The sequence below is a fragment of the Spongiactinospora rosea genome, from assembly GCF_003315795.1.
Lineage (GTDB): Bacteria > Actinomycetota > Actinomycetes > Streptosporangiales > Streptosporangiaceae > Spongiactinospora > Spongiactinospora rosea.
Window position 1 is genome coordinate 75,598 of record NZ_QMEY01000014.1, and the last position, 18,061, is coordinate 93,658.

At 69.9% G+C, this 18,061-nt stretch carries 19 protein-coding genes and 1 pseudogene; 11 read left to right on the forward strand and 9 right to left on the reverse strand.

Features of this window, described 5'->3' with window-relative positions; translation table 11 throughout:
* Positions 1-283: 283 nt before the first annotated feature.
* Positions 284-988, forward strand: a complete 705-nt coding sequence (locus DP939_RS27670; protein ID WP_158578708.1) for a helix-turn-helix transcriptional regulator — start codon at positions 284-286, stop codon at positions 986-988.
* On the opposite strand, the gene DP939_RS27675 is transcribed toward DP939_RS27670, so the two are convergent.
* A complete protein-coding gene (locus tag DP939_RS27675) occupies positions 981-1,403 on the reverse strand; it encodes a VOC family protein (RefSeq protein WP_113983715.1) in 423 nt (140 codons plus the stop codon). The genes DP939_RS27670 and DP939_RS27675 overlap by 8 nt on opposite strands.
* Positions 1,404-1,494: 91 nt before the next feature.
* Here DP939_RS27675 and DP939_RS27680 point away from each other — a divergent pair, with 91 nt between their 5' ends.
* Positions 1,495-2,442: a helix-turn-helix transcriptional regulator gene (locus tag DP939_RS27680; RefSeq protein ID WP_113983716.1), complete on the forward strand. Its 948-nt coding sequence runs from the start codon at positions 1,495-1,497 to the stop codon at positions 2,440-2,442.
* A gap of 37 nt (positions 2,443-2,479) precedes the next feature.
* Here DP939_RS27680 and DP939_RS27685 read toward each other — a convergent pair whose 3' ends face one another.
* The 3 genes and pseudogenes from DP939_RS27685 to DP939_RS49145 form a co-directional block, all read right to left on the reverse strand.
* Positions 2,480-3,439, reverse strand: a complete 960-nt coding sequence (locus tag DP939_RS27685; RefSeq protein WP_113983717.1) for a zinc-dependent alcohol dehydrogenase family protein — start codon at positions 3,437-3,439, stop codon at positions 2,480-2,482.
* Positions 3,440-3,552: 113 nt separating this feature from the next.
* On the reverse strand, positions 3,553-4,020 hold the full coding sequence (locus DP939_RS27690; protein ID WP_318656322.1) for an SbtR family transcriptional regulator: 468 nt from the start codon (positions 4,018-4,020) through the stop codon (positions 3,553-3,555).
* A 3-nt stretch (positions 4,021-4,023) separates the two neighbouring features.
* Positions 4,024-4,227 (reverse strand): annotated as a pseudogene (locus DP939_RS49145) (helix-turn-helix domain-containing protein); the annotation flags it as partial.
* 82 nt (positions 4,228-4,309) lie between these two features.
* Here DP939_RS49145 and DP939_RS27695 point away from each other — a divergent pair.
* Entirely contained in the window at positions 4,310-5,272 is a 963-nt protein-coding gene (locus DP939_RS27695) for an NAD(P)-dependent alcohol dehydrogenase (protein WP_225878535.1), read from the forward strand.
* Positions 5,273-5,944: 672 nt separating this feature from the next.
* On the opposite strand, the gene DP939_RS27700 is transcribed toward DP939_RS27695, so the two are convergent.
* Positions 5,945-7,201 (reverse strand): helix-turn-helix domain-containing protein, encoded by a 1,257-nt coding sequence (locus tag DP939_RS27700; RefSeq protein ID WP_158578709.1) that lies wholly within the window; start codon positions 7,199-7,201, stop codon positions 5,945-5,947.
* A gap of 308 nt (positions 7,202-7,509) precedes the next feature.
* Between DP939_RS27700 and DP939_RS27705 the strand changes: the two genes are divergently transcribed.
* Positions 7,510-7,698 (forward strand): hypothetical protein, encoded by a 189-nt coding sequence (locus DP939_RS27705; RefSeq protein WP_113983721.1) that lies wholly within the window; start codon positions 7,510-7,512, stop codon positions 7,696-7,698.
* Between the two features lie 301 nt (positions 7,699-7,999).
* Here the strand turns inward: DP939_RS27705 and DP939_RS27710 are convergent, their stop codons facing one another.
* Both DP939_RS27710 and DP939_RS27715 read right to left on the reverse strand, forming a co-directional pair.
* On the reverse strand, positions 8,000-8,293 hold the full coding sequence (locus DP939_RS27710) for a DUF6247 family protein (RefSeq protein ID WP_225878536.1): 294 nt from the start codon (positions 8,291-8,293) through the stop codon (positions 8,000-8,002).
* A 302-nt stretch (positions 8,294-8,595) separates the two neighbouring features.
* Entirely contained in the window at positions 8,596-9,138 is a 543-nt protein-coding gene (locus DP939_RS27715; protein WP_225878537.1) for a DUF433 domain-containing protein, read from the reverse strand.
* Between the two features lie 1,182 nt (positions 9,139-10,320).
* Between DP939_RS27715 and DP939_RS27720 the strand changes: the two genes are divergently transcribed.
* Both DP939_RS27720 and DP939_RS27725 read left to right on the forward strand, forming a co-directional pair.
* Positions 10,321-11,853, forward strand: coding sequence for a dolichyl-phosphate-mannose--protein mannosyltransferase (locus tag DP939_RS27720; RefSeq protein WP_199565462.1), 1,533 nt, complete (start codon positions 10,321-10,323; stop codon positions 11,851-11,853).
* A 113-nt stretch (positions 11,854-11,966) separates the two neighbouring features.
* Positions 11,967-13,283: a hypothetical protein gene (locus DP939_RS27725; protein ID WP_113983725.1), complete on the forward strand. Its 1,317-nt coding sequence runs from the start codon at positions 11,967-11,969 to the stop codon at positions 13,281-13,283.
* A 58-nt stretch (positions 13,284-13,341) separates the two neighbouring features.
* Here DP939_RS27725 and DP939_RS27730 read toward each other — a convergent pair whose 3' ends face one another.
* Entirely contained in the window at positions 13,342-13,986 is a 645-nt protein-coding gene (locus DP939_RS27730; RefSeq protein WP_113983726.1) for a class F sortase, read from the reverse strand.
* On the reverse strand, positions 13,983-14,642 hold the full coding sequence (locus DP939_RS45555) for a hypothetical protein (RefSeq protein WP_147268167.1): 660 nt from the start codon (positions 14,640-14,642) through the stop codon (positions 13,983-13,985). The genes DP939_RS27730 and DP939_RS45555 overlap by 4 nt, the downstream gene beginning before the upstream one ends.
* Positions 14,643-14,845: 203 nt before the next feature.
* Here DP939_RS45555 and DP939_RS27735 point away from each other — a divergent pair, with 203 nt between their 5' ends.
* The 5 genes from DP939_RS27735 to DP939_RS27755 all read left to right on the forward strand — a co-directional run bounded on the left by DP939_RS27735 (position 14,846) and on the right by DP939_RS27755 (position 17,950).
* Positions 14,846-15,211, forward strand: coding sequence for an STAS domain-containing protein (locus tag DP939_RS27735; protein WP_113983727.1), 366 nt, complete (start codon positions 14,846-14,848; stop codon positions 15,209-15,211).
* Positions 15,212-15,229: 18 nt separating this feature from the next.
* Complete coding sequence (locus DP939_RS47145; protein ID WP_199565450.1) at positions 15,230-15,592, forward strand: hypothetical protein; 363 nt, start codon at positions 15,230-15,232, stop codon at positions 15,590-15,592.
* On the forward strand, positions 15,592-16,485 hold the full coding sequence (locus DP939_RS27745; RefSeq protein ID WP_113983728.1) for a hypothetical protein: 894 nt from the start codon (positions 15,592-15,594) through the stop codon (positions 16,483-16,485). The genes DP939_RS47145 and DP939_RS27745 overlap by 1 nt, the downstream gene beginning before the upstream one ends.
* A 377-nt stretch (positions 16,486-16,862) precedes the next feature.
* Complete coding sequence (locus tag DP939_RS27750) at positions 16,863-17,564, forward strand: hypothetical protein (protein ID WP_147268168.1); 702 nt, start codon at positions 16,863-16,865, stop codon at positions 17,562-17,564.
* Entirely contained in the window at positions 17,549-17,950 is a 402-nt protein-coding gene (locus DP939_RS27755) for a VOC family protein (protein ID WP_113983730.1), read from the forward strand. Before DP939_RS27750 ends, DP939_RS27755 begins: the two co-directional genes overlap by 16 nt.
* Positions 17,951-18,061: the final 111 nt, after the last annotated feature.

Sequence of the window (18,061 nt, forward strand, 5' to 3'; positions counted from 1 at the left end):
CTCGCTCAGACAGGGGCGACAGTAACCAAGGAGCGGGTTTCGACCAGAGGGGTGCGGACTGAGGCTGCCCTTAAGGACCACCCTTCTTGCCCAAAAGTCTCTATCTGCTGCCTTAATGGCAACAAATGCGATCCAGGTGGTGGGGTGGTGGTAACGGGAGACGGAGGGGATGCGGCGGCGCAATACAGCAGGCTGGAGTTCTGACGTACCGCCTGCTGTAGATTTCCGGGCCGGGGGCGGAGGAACGTGCCTGGCGGGTTGTGGGGTGCTGGATGATCTGCTCATGCAGACGTCACCGAGTGCTCGCCCGCAGGGCATCGCCGGCGTGGGTGGGGTGGGCGGCGTGGGCGCGAAGGCGGTCCGTGTCGCCGTACGGACCGACGACCCGCTCAGCCGGGCCGGGCTGAAGGCCCTGCTGCGCGCACCGGCCCCGGGACATGAGGCGGTGCGGGTGATCGTGCTGCCGGACACCGGGCCGGAACGTCCCGACGTGGTGGTGGTCGCCGCGACCGGGACTCAGGTGGAGCGCCGCGACGTACTCTCCCGGGCCGCTCAGGAGCTGGGCGCGCCGATCGTGCTCATCGCCGACCTGCTGTCCGCCGAAGACCTGCTCATGGTGGTGCGCTACCAGGTCATGGGCGTCGTACCGCGGGCGAACGTGACCGCGGAGCTGCTGGTGCGCGGGGTGGCCGCGGTGGCGGACGGCGGCGGCCTGATGCCGCCCCGGCTGGCCGGGGGCCTGCTCGGGCGGCTGCACCGGTCGCAGCTCGACTCCCGCGACCCCGCGCCCGACGTCTCCGCGTTCAGTGACCGGGAGATCGAGATCCTCCGGCTGCTCGCCGACGGCCTGGACACCGGCGAGATCGCCGAACGCCTCAACTACTCCCCGCGGACCGTCAAGAACATCATGTACGCGATCAACCGCCGCCATGACCTGCGCAACCGCGCCCACGCGGTCGCGTACGCGATGCGGGTGGGCGTCATCTGACGGCCGATCGTGTCTCCAGCATCTCCAGGTAGTGCGGGTTGTACATGATCCCCAGCACGTTCCCGAACGGGTCCAGCACGGACGCCGTGACGAACCCCGACTCCCCCCACTCGGTGATCGGCTGGTACTCCCCGGCCCCCATCGCCAGCAGCTTGGCGTAGGTGGCCTCGATGTCGTCCACATGCCAGTACATGACGACCCCGCCCGGCTCCTTCGACGCGCCGGGCGGCGCGTAGCGGCGGTCGAGCAGCCCCAGCTCGGCCTGGCTGTCGCCGATCCGGAACTCGATGTACGCGGGCGGCCCCTCGACCGGGCGCACGAAGTACGGCTCGACGCCCAGCAGCTCCTGGTACCACTGCCGCGCCGCGTCCAGGTCGTCGGCCCAGTAGTTGATGGTGGTGAATCCTCGCAGCATCGCTGCTCACTTCCCTTCGGTCGGTTACGTTCACCATCCTGCGGGCTAAAGTGCTCACCAACTGACTACTTTTATGGCGAAACTTGGGGACATGCGTGCTGACCGTCTCGTCGCCGCCCTGCTGCTCATGCAGTCCCGGGGCCGGGTGACCGCCGCCGAACTCGCCGGAGAGCTGGAGATCTCCGTCGCCACCGCCCGCCGCGACCTGGAGGCGCTGTCGGCGGCGGGCGTCCCTGTGTACCCGCAGCCGGGGCGCGGCGGCGGCTGGTCGCTGGTCGGCGGAGCCCGTACCGACCTCAGCGGCCTGTCGGCGACCGAGGCGCAGGCGTTGTTCCTGCTCGCGGGCCCGGCCGCGGCCGTGTCGGACGAGATCAAGGCGGCGCTGCGCAAGCTGGTGCGGGCGCTGCCGCAGACCTTCCGGGCCGACGCGGAGGCCGCCGCCGGGGCCACCATGACCGACCCCACCCGCTGGGGTGAGCGGGATCGGCACCGCCCCGGCACGGTCGGCCTGCTCCAGACCGCGGTGATCCGCCGCCGCAAGGTCCGCCTGACGTACCAGGGCCGCGACCGGCAGCGGACCGAGCGGCTGATCGACCCGTGGGGCCTGGTGGACAAGGACGACATCTGGTACCTGATCGCCGGTACCGAACGCGGCAGGCGGACCTTCCGCGTCGATCGGATCGTCCAGGCCGAGCCCACCGACCTGCCCGCCGAACGCCCTGACGACTTCGCCCTGGCCGCCGCCTGGCAGGAGGTCGTGGGGGAGGTCGAGCAGCGCCGCTCGCGTACCTGGGCGACCGTGCTCATCGAGCCCAGGTACGTGCCGATCCTCGCCGATCAGTTCGGGCGGCACTGCGAGGTCGTGGCCACTGAGGGCGAGCGCGCCCGGGTCCGCCTGGGCGCGCCGACCGCGCTGGACATCGCCCGGCACCTGGCGGGCTGGGGCGCGCTGGTCGAGGTCGTCGAGCCTTCGCCGGTCCAGGCCGAACTGGCCCGGATCGGCGGTGAACTCACCGCCCGTTACGGTCCTACGGGGTGAGCACGATCCGGCCCTACGGGGTGAGCACGATCCGGTCCTACGGGGTGAGCACGATCCGGCCGAACACCTCGCCGGAGTCCATCGCGCGGTGCGCCTCCTGGGCCTGCTCCAGCGGCAGTACCTCGTGTACGACCATGCGCAGCTCGCCCCGGCTCGCGGCGGCGAACTGCTCGGCCTGGACGGCACGCCAGTCGGCTTTGGCGACGGTGAAGGCGCTGAAGGTGGCGAACGACCGCGACTTCTGGAACTCCTTGAACAGTTCCATGCCGAAGTCCGCCGGGGGCGGGCCCGCGAGAAATCCGACGGCCACCAGCCGGCCGTTCGGGTTGAGCCTTGCGAAGAAGGACGGCATGTCCGGACCGGACACGATGTCGATGATCACGTCGTATGTCGCGGGGGCATCCGGGCTTTTGCCGGAGCGGTCCAGCACATGGGTCGCGCCCAGTTCGCGCAGCCGCACGCCGCGCTCGGCCGACGACGTCGTGACCGCCACCGTACTGGCCCCGGCCTGGGCCGCGAGCTGGATCGTCATGATCCCGATGCTGCCCGCCGCCCCGCGCACGAGTACCGACTCACCGGGCTTGAAGTGGGCATGGGCGAGGCTGAAGTGGGCCACCTTCCCGGGGGAACCTATCGTCATCGCGTCAATGGCTGACAAGTCAGCAGGAAGAGGAACGATCGTCTCGGCCGAGGCGACCGCCTGCTCGGCATAGCCGCCGCCCAAGCCGGTGAACCCCCACACCCGCCGGCCGACCCAGGATGGGTCCACGCCGTCGCCGACCGCCGCCACGGTGCCGGCGACCTCGCCGCCGAGGACGTGCCCTTCCTTGAACCCGTACGCGGCCAGCTCGCCCCGCCGGATCTGGCCATCGGCACCACCGATGCCGATGGCCTCCGTGGTGATCAGTACCTGCTCGGGGCCGGGAACCGGGTCGGGGAGGTCGATGACCGCGAGCCCTTCGGGACCTCCGAACGCCTTGATCGCGACTGCCTTCATGTCGTCTCCTTGATGGACGGTGGCCAGTTGATGGACGGTGACCAGCGGTTTCGGACCCTAATCAACGCCCTCGCCCGTTCACCCCAAGTGAGAACGACCTCCGGCCGTTTGCCTCACATCCCGCGACCGCGTACCAGGGATTCGTGAATCTGCCGCACCCCCAGCGCGGCGGGCGGCGGCAGCGGTTTCGTCTGACCTGCCTCGAACGACTGGATCAGGTACGCGACCAGCCGCCGCGAGGCCGCGTACGACAGCGGCGCCGCCACCTCGGCCAGCGCGAAGTTGGCGCGCAGCAGCAGGAAGACATCGGTCGGGTCGAAGTCGGGACGCAGCCGCCCGGCCTGCTGCGCCCGCCGTACCAGGACCCCGATGTCCCGCTCCGCCCGGGCCCGCACCCGCTCGTGCTCCGGCTCAGCCGGAAGCCGCGACAAGAACGCGGCCGTGAACCCCCGGTCCGCGATCTGCATCTCCGCCACCTTCTCGATCAGCGAGCAGAACCCGCGCCACGGATCAGGGTCCGCCAGCGCCTCGTCCAACACCCCCGCACACTCCGCGAACTGCTCCGCGAACGCCTCACTCACCAACGAGTCCCGCGTCGGAAACCGCCGATAGAGCGTCGCCACCCCCACCCCGGCCCGCCGCGCGATGACACTGATCGGCACATCGATCCCCCGCGTCGCGTACACCTCACGGGCGGCTTTCAGGATGCGTTCACGATTGTCCCGAGCATCCGCCCGCAATCCGCGTGGGGCCTCGATCATGCCGTTCTGAGAAGCCCGAGCAGCCATTTCTCTCACTTCCGCTCAAGTGGAGGGGATCGTCCACTTAGCAGGCTAGCGTGAGGCGAGCGACAGAGAGGGGCAACAGAACATGCGACCTACCGACATGCGCGCGGCACTCTTCGACACCTACGGCGGCCCGGAGGTGCTGTACGAGGGCACCGTGCCCGTCCCGGCCGTCGGGCCGGGCGAGGTACTGATCAAGGTCCACGCCGTCAGCGTCAACGGCGGCGAACTCACCGGCCGGGCCGGTCGCCTGCGCCTGATCACCGGCCGCCGCTTCCCCAAGCGCATCGGCATCGACTTCGCGGGCGAGATCGCCGCTGCCGACCCAGCCGTACGCGGGCTAGGGCTGGGCGACCGGGTGTGGGGGGCGCTGCCGCGGGGCCGGTTCGGCAGCGCGGCCGAGTACGTGACGGTCCGTCCCCGTCAGATCGCCCTGAGCCCGGCCGGCCTCTCCCCTCCCGAGGCCGCCTCCCTGGTCGTGGGCACGACGGCGATCACCGCCCTGCGTGACAAGGCCCGCCTCCGCGGAGGCGAACGCCTCCTCGTACGCGGCGCCTCCGGCGGCGTCGGCAGCATCGCCGTCCAGTACGGCAAGGCCCTCGGCGCCCACGTCACCGGCCTCGCGGGCCCCCGCAACCTCGACTTCGTCCGCGCCCTCGGCGCCGACGAAGCCCTCGACTACACCACGACACACCCCGGCGACCTGCCCCCCTTCGACGTCATCTTCGACACCGTCGGCACCGACCACCCCACCTACCACCGCCTGCTGCCCCCGGGCGGCCGCATGGTCGCCATCGCCTTCGACATCGACCACATCGGCCCCAGCCTCCGCTACATCGCCGCCTCCACCCGCCACGGCCCCCGCCGCATCCGCTTCTTCAGCGGCAACCCCAAGCACCCCGACTTCGCCGACCTCACCCGCTACACCGAAGCAGGCATGCTCCGCCCCGTCGTCGACACCATCCACCCCCTGTCCGCCATCGCCACCGCCCACCAAGCCCTCGAAGCCGGCGGCGTACGCGGCAAACACATCATCCAGATCACCTAACCCACGCCGTGAACCAAGCAGCCCGTCCCTTAAGCCCAGCCCGCCCCCCTCGACCCGAGCGCCAAGGACGCAGTACGTCGCCCTCCAAGACGACCCCGACCGCCTCCGGCGAAAAACCCGCGCTCTGCGCAAGAGGCCGCGCTTCGCGCGCACAAAGGCCCTCGCTCCGCTCGGACGATCTCCCTCATGCCGGGCTCCGCCCGACGCTGGCGCCACCAGTTCACCCGGCGCGTCCACTCGACAACGAACACACTCACCACCAGGCCATGCATGACACCAACGGGAGGACACTCGACGCGGCACTACGACATGACCACCACCAGACCCTCCCCCGCGCACAGAAGCATGGCGAGTCGCTGGCCTAGGCCACAGCCCGGGACGGGCCATCCCCGCGCGCAGGAAGCATCCGGGCGTCCACGCAGGAAACCAGTGCGCGGGGGGCAATCCCCGCAAGCGCGGGGAGCATGAATCCGGCCGGATCGGCGCCCGATCACACAAGGGACCATCCCCGCGCACGGGGAGCATGGCGGAGGGACTGCCGGGGCGCTCAAGACAAAGGGACCATCCCTGCGCGCACGGGGAGCATACTTGCTGACCTGCGGGCTCTTCAGGCAAGAGCGGTGATTTTGATTACTTCCGCGACTACGGGCATTGCGCCTGCCGGTGCCCAATTCAGCTCGTGGTCAGCGCGCGTAGCTCTCTGGCAGCCGGGAGCGAGGCCGCCTGGGCTGGCAGGACGGTGACGACCTGGCGTGTCCATCCCTTCACAGCCGTCGTCCGATGCTCGTCGGGCAGGGCCCCGTACGCCGCTGCGGCCTCGGCCACACCCTGGCCGGCGTCGCCCGCCCGTACCAGGCAGAGTCCCCTGCTGACCTTGAGCATGGCGTGCGTGCGGGGATCGGACTCCTCCTCCACCTGACCGGTCAGCAGGTCATAGACCTCCAGGTCGCCCATGAGCACCCGCAGGCCGGTGCACGACTTCGTGTGACGCCGATCGGACCACCCCCAAATGGCCTTGTCCTCACCGGTCACCTCATCGGAGAGCCGAGAGGCGAGGTCATCGAGGGCCGCCAGCAGGCCCGGCCCACGCCCGGCGGCGTCGCCCTCCCTCGCCCGGAGGCTGTACTGGGCCACACGGACCTCCATCAGGCCCGCGCTCGCCGTCCCATTGGCCAGCCGTTCGGCTTCGGCCGCGATGCGGGCCATGGCGGGCGTCCCCAGCTTGGACGACTCGACGAGCGCATGCCGTCCGCGTACCCACACACGCAGGTTGAGGTCACCGGAAGCGTCGGCGGAGTCCCGGGCGCTGCGCCACCAACGCCGCGAGGCCGTGAAGTCGCCCGTCTCCAGCAGGGCCATGGCCATCAGAGCGGAGAGCTGACTGCTCACCCGATGGAGGTCGGCCATGTCGAGATCGGTGCGATGCGTCAAAGCGTGCCGTACATCGGCAAGCCCCGGGAGCAGATCCGCGATGAATTCTCGTGGTGGGAGGCTCCCGATCGTGCAGGCATGCTCATAGGCAAGGGACTCCAGCTCGGCAAGATCGTCGGCGTGGTCGAATCCCTCTGGCACCTGGGGCCGGATGATCTCTAGCGCACTGGAAGGGAGGGCCGCTCCGGCCGATAGGGCGGCCAATAGGCGCATCGTCGCACGGCGTTCCATTTCGTCATCCCCATCACCCGACGTGGAATTTGAGGTCAGCTTACCCTTCTGCTGCTTTTCCAACGCGACTGCTTCCGCGTGCAGCTCGATAATCAGCCCGCCTGCCCCGACGACCTTGTCGTACTCGCGTACCAATTCGGCCGCTGGTCGGGCTTGTCCCTTTTCCCACCGAACGATGGCGCTGTGATCAGTACGTACGCGTTCGGAGACCTCACGCTGACTCAGGCCATCCTTGCTGCGGTAGAACCGCATCGCCGTACCGAGCATTTGCCACATAGGTCCGAGAGCCATGCTTTCCTCACACATGTCACACGGTGCGCGGCGGTGTTATAAGCCTGCGCACACTTTTCGGCTGGCCGCACGGTCACTCACTCCCCATGATTGCACTACGCACGGTGACTCACAGTAAAAACACGGAACCCGTCGTGCGCTGCCCGCTCGACGGGTTCCTTGGCCGCAAGGAGGTGCGACCCACCATGCAGGGTATTACCGAAGCCCCTGCCGCACAGCCGTCCCCCAAATGCGTTGTATTCGCCATATGGGTGGTCGATGAGGGCAAAAGGGGCGCGTCCGGAGTGACCGACGACGCCGACCAGGCCGAGAAAGCCATGCTTGAGGCACTGGAGGGCTTTCCACAAGGGCGTGGCCGAGTCCAGAGAGTGCGCCTGTCGGCGTTCGGCAACGCCTACGAGTACGGCGAGACGGTGATCGCCGCCCACCGCGAGGACGGCGGGCCCATCACCATCACCCACGAGTGGTGGTAGCGCCACTGGTGGCGAACCACAGAGCGGCGCGGCGGCGAGGCGCGTGAGGGAACGCCACGTCGCCGTGCCTCAAACGCGGGCCTGGGGTGACAGGCCCGCATACGGGCCCCGGGGTGGGGCCCGCCGGCGAGCCCTTGGGCAAGGGCCGCCAAGCGCGCCCGGGCGAGTTCGGTAGCCCCGTCCGGCCGCACCACCCCATGACGTACGGCGGGTGGGTCGCATCTTCCCCACAGGGTGACCCGCCCGCCGTACCCTCTGAGACGTCGTAGTGCCCGAGGCAGACCGGCCGGCCCACAGCACCTCAGCTACGCCGCATCTGAGCCAGGCGCTTCTCCCAGTCGGGAATCGCCTGCTCCATCGGCACGACCTCACCCACCCCTCGGGCGGCGTCCTCGGCTCGCTGGTCGTAGGCGGGGTCGGCGAACGCGAGCGAGTTCAGCCACCAGAGCTTGAGCACCTCAGGCAACTGGTGGTAGCCCTCTGGCTCCCGCGCTTCGTGGTACTGGGCGAGGAACACTGGCCGCCACTTCTCCGGCAACTCGCGGAGTATCGCTTCCGGGTCGCTCCAAGGAGTATGGGGGCGCGGCGCACTCATAGCCCCACGCTATCCGTCCGAGATGCTTGATCACGGGGTTAGGTACGGCGGGCAAGCTCGGTGGCGGGCCGCCAGTGAGCCGATGTAGGCGGGTAACGGCGGGAACCGATCAAACGCCGCGATGGCCTGGAAGGCTCACTAAGGGGTGGGTGCTGGAACGGCGAGGTACCACGACACACGCGAAACCCCGGACGCAAGAGCTGGACTCAGCATGGCGGGACGGCGAGTACTGGGCCCTGCCGTACAGAATCCGGACCTCAACGCGGCAGACGACGTACGCGGGCGAGCGTGCGCCATCCAGATCATTTGCTCATGGCATCCACGTAGTCGGCGAAGTCGGCCGCCTCCAAAGCGCCCGCCGCTGTGACGCTGGGGTAGTACTCGATGATGCGCTCGGCGGGTACACCGTCGCGGAGTAGTGCCGCGACCTCACCGTAAGGCACTCGGGTGCCTTCGACCACTGGCATCCCGCCCCTGATCGATGGATCAACGGTGACATGCCGGCGCGGCCGGAGGAGGTCCGGGACGTACCAGCCGTCATGGCGGAAGGGTCGAAGCACGCCGACCAGGTCGTGAACGACTGCGTTCGCCTTCCCCGGAGCAAGGTCCGCTGCCTGCCCCGGCTCCGCCAAGTGAACGGTGCCCCCGGCAGTGACCAGTCGGTACATCAACAGGTGCTCGCATTCTTGAATGTCGTAGCGGAGCGTGCCCAGCGCCTGTCGGATCTTCTGCAACGAGGCGTCGTTACGCAGCTTCACGTACGTCCGCAGGGCCAAGACATCGCGGAATGAGTAGAGGATCGGGCGCTGGGAGATTTCGGGTATGAGTACGGCCTTGCGGCTCATGTCCATCCTGCGCCAGTGGGCAAGCTCGCGCACTGTCGCGCCTGACAGGGCGGCCGCAAGTTTGGGGGGATAGGGCATGGACTACACCTCCCTCGGTTTACCGCGCGATCATGACTACGAGAGCCATCATGACAAGTCGCCGAGCATCCTCATGTTCAAGACCATCCCTGCGTACCCCCCGCGTACGTGGGAAGCATGACGACGCTCCATTTCGCCATCCTTATCACCCCTGGCCTCCCCACGCAGGCGGGGAAGCACCCCACGCCCTGGGCCCCCCGCCTGCACGGGGAGCACTCAGGCAAGAACAAGCCGAAGGTTGGGGAGGGGGACCATCCCCGCGCACGTGGGGAGCACCCCGGCGCGGCTGTGTCATCAGAACTCCCCGACGGACCATCCCCGCGCACGTGGGGAGCACCCTGATTGACCTGCAGGGTTACTCGGCCTGGGCAAAGAAATCGAGCACTTTCTTAGAAACGGACATTTCGCCGACCCGTTGTGAGACTCCACGGCGTGGCCGTTCTGGTCTCGGACGAAGCGTGACTGTATGGGAAGGAACGATAGCTCTCCGCAGCTCCGTCTGCCCTCCAGTTGATGTCGGCCGTTGGCCTGGTGGTGAGTGTGCTTGTTGTCGAGTGGGCGCCAAAGGGTGATCTGGTGGCGCCAGCGTCGGGCGGAGCCCGACATGAGGGAGATCGTCCGAGCGAAGCGCGGCCTCTCGCGCGGGAGCGCGGCCCCTGCGCCGGAGGCGGGGGGGTATCGCCCCGGAGGGGCGGTGGGGGTGGGGGGTGGGTAACGGCGCGCAACTCCAGGACGGCGCGGTGGTCAGACGGGCGGGATGGTCAGACGGGCGGGGTGAGGTGATAGCGGGGGTGGGGCTCCAGGAGGGGGCGGGGGGTTGTCCGGTTTCGGACAGGGCATAGACGAGGGAGTCGGGGGCGCTGTCAGGAGCCTCGGGGCCTGGTCAGCGCAGGCTGACCAGCCAAGACCTGCACCCCCGCCCACCCCCCAGCGGGTCTCCGAATTGTGACTTAGGTGGTGTTTCTTATCCGCGCGACACCGACGGACCCGTAGCATGGCCGGGTGGCGGTGACGGACTTTTCTTACCAGGCTGACGACCACCTCAAGCGGGCGTCCGGTGAGGACGTTCCGCAGCCGTCGTTGCGCGACCGGCTCGTGCCGCCCATGCCCGGCACCGCCATGTGGGGCTGGCTGGCCCCCCTCGCGATGATGCTGTTCGGCGCCATCCTCCGCTTCAGCTACCTGGCCCGCCCCCGCGAGATCGTCTTCGACGAGACCTACTACGCCAAGGGCGGCTGGTCCCTGGTCAATTTCTGGGTGGAGCGCAAGGCGCTGGGCACCGGCGAGAACCCGATCGCCGACAACATGCTCCGCAACGGCCAGACCGACATCTGGGAGAAGTGCACCCCCGCCACCGCCGCCCCCTGCCCCGACTACGTCGTGCATCCGCCCCTCGGCAAGTGGATGATCGGCCTGGGCGAGCAGCTGTTCGGCATGAACGCCTACGGCTGGCGGTTCGCCGCCGCCCTGTTCGGCACCCTGTCCATCTTCATCCTGGCCCGCCTCGCCCGCCGGATGACCCGCTCCACGCTCCTCGGCTGCCTGGCCGGCCTGCTGCTCGCCCTTGACGGCCTGCACTTCGTGCTCAGCCGTACCGCGCTGCTGGACATCTTCCTGATGTTCTGGGTGCTGGCCGGGTTCGCCTGCCTCGTCGTCGATCGCGACCAGGCCAGAGCCAGGCTCGTCACCTGGTACGAGTCGGGTCCAGCCTCCCAGGAGGGCCCATGGCTGGGCTGGCGGCCCTGGCGGATCGCCGCCGGGGTCTGTCTGGGCGCGGCCTGCGCGGTCAAGTGGTCGGGGATCTGGTTCCTGGTCGCGTTCGCCGTCATGGCCCTGCTGTGGGACGCGGGGGCCAGGCGCGCGGTCGGCCTGCGCAGACCGTATGTCGGTACGTTCCGCCGCGACCTCCCCACCGCGCTGGGCGCGATGACGCTGGCCCCGGCGATGACCTACATCGTGTCCTGGACGGGCTGGTTCGCCTCCCCGCTCGGCTACGGCCGCAACTGGGACCAGGCCACCTCCAGCGGCCCGTTCTACTTCGTCTTCGACTCGATCCGCTCCTGGGTGGCCTACCAGCTCCAGGCCCTCAGCTTCCACAGCGGCCTGAAGTCCACCCACCCGTACCAATCCGAGCCGTGGGAGTGGCCGCTGCTGCTGCGCCCGGTGGCGTTCTTCTACGAGTCGCCCAAGCGGGTCTGCGGCACGGACAACTGCTCCCAAGCGATCCTGGGCGTCGGCACGCCGGTGATCTGGTTCGGCGCGCTGCTCGCGCTGGTCGCCATGATCGCCTGGTACGTCGCCTCGCGCGACTGGCGGGCCGGAGCGGTGCTGCTCACGTACGCGGCGGGCTGGCTCCCGTGGTTCTACTACGCGGTCATGCACAACCGCACGATGTTCATCTTCTACATGGCCCCGCTGATCCCCTTCATGGTGCTGGCACTGGTGCTGGCACTAGGCTTGATCATCGGCCCGGCCACGGCGTCGCAGCGGCGGCGTACGGTCGGGGCCGCCGTGGCGGGCGGGTTCGCCCTGCTCGCCCTGGCCAACTTCTGGTGGCTGCACCCGGTGCTGAGCGCCGAGGTCATCCCCTATACGGAGTGGGACGCCCGCATGCTGTTTGGGAAAGGCTGGATCTGACCTGAATACGTCGTCTTTATATAAGGGTCCCTAGGGTGGGCGGCGTGGGCGAGCCGATACGCACCGGTTTCGGTCATCGTCACGGCCGGGGTCCATACGGCAGACTTCGAGGCATGCCTGCACCGGACGTCGCCGCGCTCCTCACCGAGCTGGAGCGTTCCGCACCCGATGTCGCCGACGACGCGAGGACCGCCGTCGAGTGGCTGACCGGCGGCGAGCCGCTGGAGTCGGTCACTCAGCTCGACGTGTGCGAGTTCCTCTGGTACACGCTGCCGCTGAAGGTCAGCGGCGACGAGCGGGAGCACGCGGCGGTAGCCGCGGCTCTCGGGAGGCTGCTCGCGCTGGGCGGCCTGGACCGCTATGCCGCGCTGTGCCGTTCGCACACCACGACGCACATCCTGCGCACCTACGCCCGCGAGGGCGAGGAGGCGGGCGCGGCGGCCTACCAGGCGGCGCTGGACGCCACGGGCGTGCTGCCGCCGGACGTGCCGGAGCTGCGGTGGAGTTCGATCATGGGGCCGGAGGAGCTGGGCGCGCATCTGGCGTGTTCGGCGGCTCTTGAGCTGGCGATCGTGTCGGGTGAGCTGGAGCCCGCCGCGCCGACCTGGAAGGACCAGCGGGAGGCGCTGACCCGCCGCTGGCTGACCGAGCCGCGCGGCGATCTCGGCGGTGACTGCTGGCTGCACCGGGTGCACGGCGAGCGGCTGAACCGCTGGGTGCTCGGGCGTGGCGCGCAGCGGCGGGAGCTGGCCCAGCCGTTCGAGGTACGTCTGCACGCGCCGGTGCCGCTGCCGCCGGGCGACGTGCTCGGCCCGCTGCGCTGGCTGCTGGCCCGCGCCGACGAGCCCGGCGGGCTCGCCCTGACCCGCAACCACCACCTGTCGCGGGCGCTGAGCGTGGAGGCGGCCGAGCGGTTCGGGTGGGCGGACGGCGCGCGGGTGCGCGGCGAGTCCGACGTGCCCGCGCTGCCCACGTTGCGCGAGGCGGCCCTGCGTGAGCTGGGCGCGCTGGTACGCAGTGGCCGGCGGCTGCTGCTCACCACGACGGGCCGGCGGCTGCTCGACGACCCCGCGCGGCTGTGGGAGGCCGCGGCGGCGGCCCTGCTCGCGCCCGCCAAGGGCGAGCACGACTTCGAGGTTTCGGCCCGCGAGGCGGCGCTGATGCTGCTCGCGGACGGCGACGCGGTCGGTACGTCGGAGCTGCGCGAACGCGTGGCCCACGTGGTCAGCGGCGAGGGCTGGCAGCCCTCCTCGGGGCACGACCTGGGCCGCCCGCTCACCGCCCTGCTGCGCAGGCTGACGGCCTTCGGCCTGTCCCGGCCGGTCGGCGAGGGCGAGCAGGTGAAGCTGGCGGGCTGGGGCCAGGCGGCGGCACTGGCCGCGCTGCGCGCCCACGCGCTGCGGCCACGCCAGTACGTCAACGTCGGCTGACCTCGCCCGCGGGCACCGACGCGGGCGGGAAGGCCGACCCGGCCCGGACCGCGGTGCCTCAGCGTCGGGTGGCGCCGCCCGCGGGCACCGCGTGGGCGAAGGCCACGATGTTGTCGAGGTATTCGCCGCGCGCGGAGTCGTACCGGCCGCCGCAGGTCACTAGGCGCAGCGTGGGCGTGCCGGTGGGCCCGTAGACGTGGCGGCCGGGGAAGTCGTCCTTGGCGTACACGCGGACGGCGTAGACCTCGAACGCCGCGAGGCCGCCGTCCTCGCGGCGCACCCGGACCTCCGCGCCCGGCCGTAGTTCGCCGAGGCGGTAGAAGACGGCGGGGCCGGAAGAGGCGGTGTCCACATGGCCGAGCAGGGTCGCCGCGCCGCGTTCGCCGGGGGTGGCCCCGTCCTCGTACCAGCCGATCAGGTTGGGCTCGTGCACGGACGGCACCTCGATCGTGCCGTCCAGGGCGCGCCCGACCGGCTCGACCGGGGCCGACACGCCGATCGCGGGGATCTCCAGGCGCACCGGCACCGACCGGCGCAGCGCCGCGACCCGCGCCCGCGGCCCGGGTTCGGGCAGGGCCTCCTCCTGGTCGGGTACGGCGGGCGGCGCGTAGTCCCGGTTGGCGTACGCGTCCACGCCGACGGCCACGCCCGCCACGAAGCACAGGCACGCGGCGAACTTGAACGCCGCCTCGCCGGGCGTCATCCCCGCCGGTCGGTGACCCGCCGCCTGCCGAGCCGTACCAGGGCCACGAGCCCTGCGACCGCGGCGACCACGCCGACCCCCACCCCGACGCTCATCGCCGGGCTCACCGGGCGCATCGCGGTCGCGCCGCCGCCGGTCGCCGGGCCGTAGTCGGGCCAGTAGTCGTAGTCGTCATCTTCGTAGTCGCCGTAGTCGCCGTAGTCGCCGTCGTGGTCGCCGTAGTGGCCGTGGCGGTCGCCATAGTCGCCGTGGTGACCATGACCGCCACGGCCGTAGTCGCCGAGCCCGAACAGGCCGCGGAACCGATCCCCCGGCCCGCCGTACCCGCCGCCCCCGCCGCCGATGTTCAGCCAGGCGTCACCCGGCTCCCACTGGCCGTCCTTCTCGCACATGCCCTTGACGCGGTAGCGCCCGGGGGCGGCCGACACGGTGACGTCCACGCTCGGCTCGCCGTTGAAGTCGACCCTGCCGAAGGCGTCGGAGGTGACGTAGGCGTTGGCGTAGTCGGAGCACCCCATGGTGACGGTCGCGACCCCGCCCTTGCCGACCGAGCGGGGGCTCACGTTCAGTTCGTCGCCCGCCTTGGCCCCTCCCCCGGCGTACGCGATCACCGCCATCGCCGCGATACCGCCCACGGCCACCCGAAACAGTGCCACGACCATCGCCCTCCGAGCCCCCCGAGCCACCCCGATCAATGCATGCTCTGTTCCCGCCCGGCGGCCGGAGGATGTTCATGGCAGCGCCAAAGATCACCGCGTGTTACACCATGACCCCACAGGTGTGATATTTCGAGTATTTCGCTCACCGTACGATTAAATCTGTCGGCATTGGGGCAATAGCCCGCAAAGGAGGTTGGTCCATGGTGACACTGGACGGCTGCCCCGGCCTTGAAATCCGGACAGAGCACCACGGATGCTCACGAATTCTCTTCCTCACCGGCGAACTCGACCTCACCGCGGTCCCGCTGGTCGAACTGCACGCGTTTCCCTGCAGAGAATCCGAAACCGCCCAGGACCTGGTGATCGACCTCGAAGGCATCACCTTCTGCGACTCGTCGGGCGCGGCGGCGCTCATTCACGTACTCGAACGCACCAAGCGCGCCCAGGGCCGCCTCACCCTGACCGGGATACCCCGGCAGATCAAACGCCGCCTCGGGCAGATGGGCGTCATCGACCTGTTCCACACCGCCGAAACCATCCCCGAGGGCACCGCGGGAGGTAAGTGACCGGCATCGATGCCGGCCATGGACAGCATCGAACTAACGGGCGGGAACGTCAGCCAGGGAGTGGTCAGGGTCGGTGACACCGTCCACCGGCCCGCCGGTCTGTGGACGCCCGCCGTACACGCGCTGCTCTCCCACCTTCACTCAGCGGGCTTCGAGGGCGCCCCGCGCCCGCTGGGGATCGACGAGCGGCCACCGTGTGGCCGGGCCGCTTTGGGCTGCTGGACCCGCCGCGCCGGGCAATCGATGATCGGCGGGCTGAACATCAGGCAGATGTTCTGGTACAACCCGCGGACCGGCCAGTCGAAGATCATCGAGACCAGCATCGAGCCCAACCCGATCCGGATGCGGGCGAGGCCCGTTCGCACCGGATATCGGAGTTGATGGAGGTCGCGTCGTTCGGCGGGAAGATCTATCTCGGTGCGTATCCCCGTGCCCGTATTTACGAATACGACCCGTCCCGCGAATGGCGTCTCGGCGTCAATCCGAAGGAGGTCTGGAACGGCGACGCGGTGTCCGGCGACCGGCCGTTCGCGATGGCCGCGGCCGGCGACCGGCTCGCCATCGGCACGGTGAAGAAGAGCGGCTACCTCGGCGGCCGACTGCTCTTCCACAATCCGCGCACCGGCCGTACGGAGGTTCATGACAAGCTGGTCAAAGACCAGAGCATCATGTCCCTGGCCTACCGCAACGGCGTCCTGTACGCGGGCACGTCCGTCTACGGCGGATACGGCGCGGCGGAGACCCAGACCGACGCCCGGCTGATCGCCTGGGACGTCAAGAAGGGCCGCGAGCTGTGGGAGAAGACGCCGGTCCCGGGCGAGCGCACGGTCTCCTCGCTGTCCTTCGACAGGCAGGGCAGGCTGTGGGGCGCCACGGCGGGCGTGGTGTTCCGCTACGACGATGACGGCCGGTTCACCAGCAGGCGGTACACCCCGTACAACTGGCCCCAGGACGGCGGTTACGCACTGGCCGACCTGGCGTTCCGCAAGCGGGACGGCCAGCTGTACGGCTCGATGCCCGGCGTCGGGCTCTACCGCCTCGACCCGCGCACCTGGAAGATGACCGTCATCACCGACGCCCGGTCTATCGGATGGCCCTGCACCCAGACGGGCGGCTGTTCGCCAACGACGGCGCCGAACTGCTCCGCCACACACCCGCCCGCTGAACCCGCTCACCCGGCCCATCGCCGCCTCCCCCGCCCGCCGGGCGCGGGGGCGCGGTGGCGGGCCGGGTCATTTCCGGCGGAGGCGTATATCACGACACATCGGGTATAATGCGTATCACTTTTTGGACGTTTCATGGCACGTACCGCCGGTGCCACGGGCGCTTCAGCACCATCGCGCAATACGATCCCCGCTTCCCGGTAGAGAATCCATGGTCGGCATGAATATCTGCTGAAGGCTTGCGTTTACCGGGAAACTTCAGCTTAAATTTAAACATTGGTCCACAGGGGGAACCGATGCACCGAGCCTTTTTCCGCCGCGCGGCGGGCACGTCGCGATGCCCGGGGAAGGGTTCGGCTCCAACCAGCCTTTGGGGGCACTGTGCGGGTTGTGACCATTGGGATTGGACGAGCGGAAAAACCCACGACTGACTCCTTTATCACCGGTGACCATCGATGTGCCGCCGATCCGGGGAAGGCGGTGGGGTGATGGGCGCGCGATTGGGGCTCTCCTCCGCGTCCGTTCCCCGGCTGCGAGCGTGCGACCTGGCCGTACTCACCCGTGGCGGCGGCGGCACGGTCGTCGATCTGCGCGCGGGCAAGGGCCAGCGCTGGGAACAGGACGGCATAGCGGCCCTGGCGGGCCTGCCGATCGCCTTCGTCGGCGTGTCGGTGACGCTGGGCCAGCAGGACACCGGCGAGGGGTTCGCCGCCGCGCGGCGCTTCCCGGGGCTGCCGGTCAAGGTGCTGGCGGCGGAGGGCGCGGCCGGGCGCAGGATGTGCGCCGACCAGATCGCCGCCCTCAGCCGCGACCGCGACGTCTCCGACGTCCTCATCGAGACCCACCGGGGCGGGGCGGGCCCGGCGGAGCTGGCCGACCTGTGCCACCGGTACGGCTGCGGGCTGGTGATCGACAACCTCGGCCTGCACGAGACCTCCGCCGACTTCGCGGGCGACGCGATGGCGCTGGCCCCGCTGGCGCGGGCCGTACAGGTCAAGGGCTTCACCCCCGCGCCCTACCCCGGCCAGCGCCCCAGGCACCGCCCGCTCACCGAGGACGACCTGGCCTGGCTCGACGTGTTCGCGGGGGCGAGGGTGGACATCACGGTCGAGTCGCGGGCCGGTTCCCCGGCCCAGGACCTCGCGGTGCTGGTCCGCACCTGGAAGGCGGTGGCATGCGCCCTGCCCTGACCGACTCGCCCTACGGCTACGGCCTGCACCACGTCCAGCTCGCCATCCCGGCGGGCAGCGAGGACGAGTGCCGGGCCTTCTACGTCGGCGTGCTGGAGATGACCGAGGTCACCAAGCCCCCGGTACTGGCGGCCCGTGGCGGGCTCTGGGTGCGCGCCGACACCCTGGAGATCCACCTCGGCGTGGAGGCCGATTTCCGCCCGGCCGCCAAGGCCCACCCTGGCATCCTGACCACCGCCCTCGACCACCTCGCCGCCCGCCTCACCACCGCCGGCTCCCCGGTCACCTGGGACGACGCCTTCCCCGGCCACCGCCGCTTCTACGCCCACGACCCCGTCGGCAACCGCCTGGAGTTCCTCCAGCCACACCCGGCGGAGATCCCCTGACGCCCATCACCGTGAACGCCCCGGCGGTAGGGGCTCGGAGGTGGATCGCCCAGGAGGGCATCGAGCACGGCCACGGCCCGACCGACACCGCCGCATACGACCGGACACCAC

What these genes read in the sequence shown, in the direction of transcription:
- DP939_RS27670 (WP_158578708.1), top strand. Translation starts at nt 284, where the DNA reads ATGCAGACGTCACCGAGTGCTCGCCCGCAGGGCATCGCCGGCGTGGGT.
- DP939_RS27675 (WP_113983715.1), bottom strand. Translation starts at nt 1,403, where the DNA reads ATGCTGCGAGGATTCACCACCATCAACTACTGGGCCGACGACCTGGAC.
- DP939_RS27680 (WP_113983716.1), top strand. Translation starts at nt 1,495, where the DNA reads ATGCGTGCTGACCGTCTCGTCGCCGCCCTGCTGCTCATGCAGTCCCGG.
- DP939_RS27685 (WP_113983717.1), bottom strand. Translation starts at nt 3,439, where the DNA reads ATGAAGGCAGTCGCGATCAAGGCGTTCGGAGGTCCCGAAGGGCTCGCG.
- DP939_RS27695 (WP_225878535.1), top strand. Translation starts at nt 4,310, where the DNA reads ATGCGACCTACCGACATGCGCGCGGCACTCTTCGACACCTACGGCGGC.
- DP939_RS27700 (WP_158578709.1), bottom strand. Translation starts at nt 7,201, where the DNA reads ATGCTCGGTACGGCGATGCGGTTCTACCGCAGCAAGGATGGCCTGAGT.
- DP939_RS27710 (WP_225878536.1), bottom strand. Translation starts at nt 8,293, where the DNA reads ATGAGTGCGCCGCGCCCCCATACTCCTTGGAGCGACCCGGAAGCGATA.
- DP939_RS27715 (WP_225878537.1), bottom strand. Translation starts at nt 9,138, where the DNA reads ATGAGCCGCAAGGCCGTACTCATACCCGAAATCTCCCAGCGCCCGATC.
- DP939_RS27720 (WP_199565462.1), top strand. Translation starts at nt 10,321, where the DNA reads ATGCCCGGCACCGCCATGTGGGGCTGGCTGGCCCCCCTCGCGATGATG.
- DP939_RS27725 (WP_113983725.1), top strand. Translation starts at nt 11,967, where the DNA reads ATGCCTGCACCGGACGTCGCCGCGCTCCTCACCGAGCTGGAGCGTTCC.
- DP939_RS27730 (WP_113983726.1), bottom strand. Translation starts at nt 13,986, where the DNA reads ATGACGCCCGGCGAGGCGGCGTTCAAGTTCGCCGCGTGCCTGTGCTTC.
- DP939_RS27735 (WP_113983727.1), top strand. Translation starts at nt 14,846, where the DNA reads ATGGTGACACTGGACGGCTGCCCCGGCCTTGAAATCCGGACAGAGCAC.
- DP939_RS47145 (WP_199565450.1), top strand. Translation starts at nt 15,230, where the DNA reads ATGGACAGCATCGAACTAACGGGCGGGAACGTCAGCCAGGGAGTGGTC.
- DP939_RS27745 (WP_113983728.1), top strand. Translation starts at nt 15,592, where the DNA reads ATGGAGGTCGCGTCGTTCGGCGGGAAGATCTATCTCGGTGCGTATCCC.
- DP939_RS27750 (WP_147268168.1), top strand. Translation starts at nt 16,863, where the DNA reads ATGGGCGCGCGATTGGGGCTCTCCTCCGCGTCCGTTCCCCGGCTGCGA.
- DP939_RS27755 (WP_113983730.1), top strand. Translation starts at nt 17,549, where the DNA reads ATGCGCCCTGCCCTGACCGACTCGCCCTACGGCTACGGCCTGCACCAC.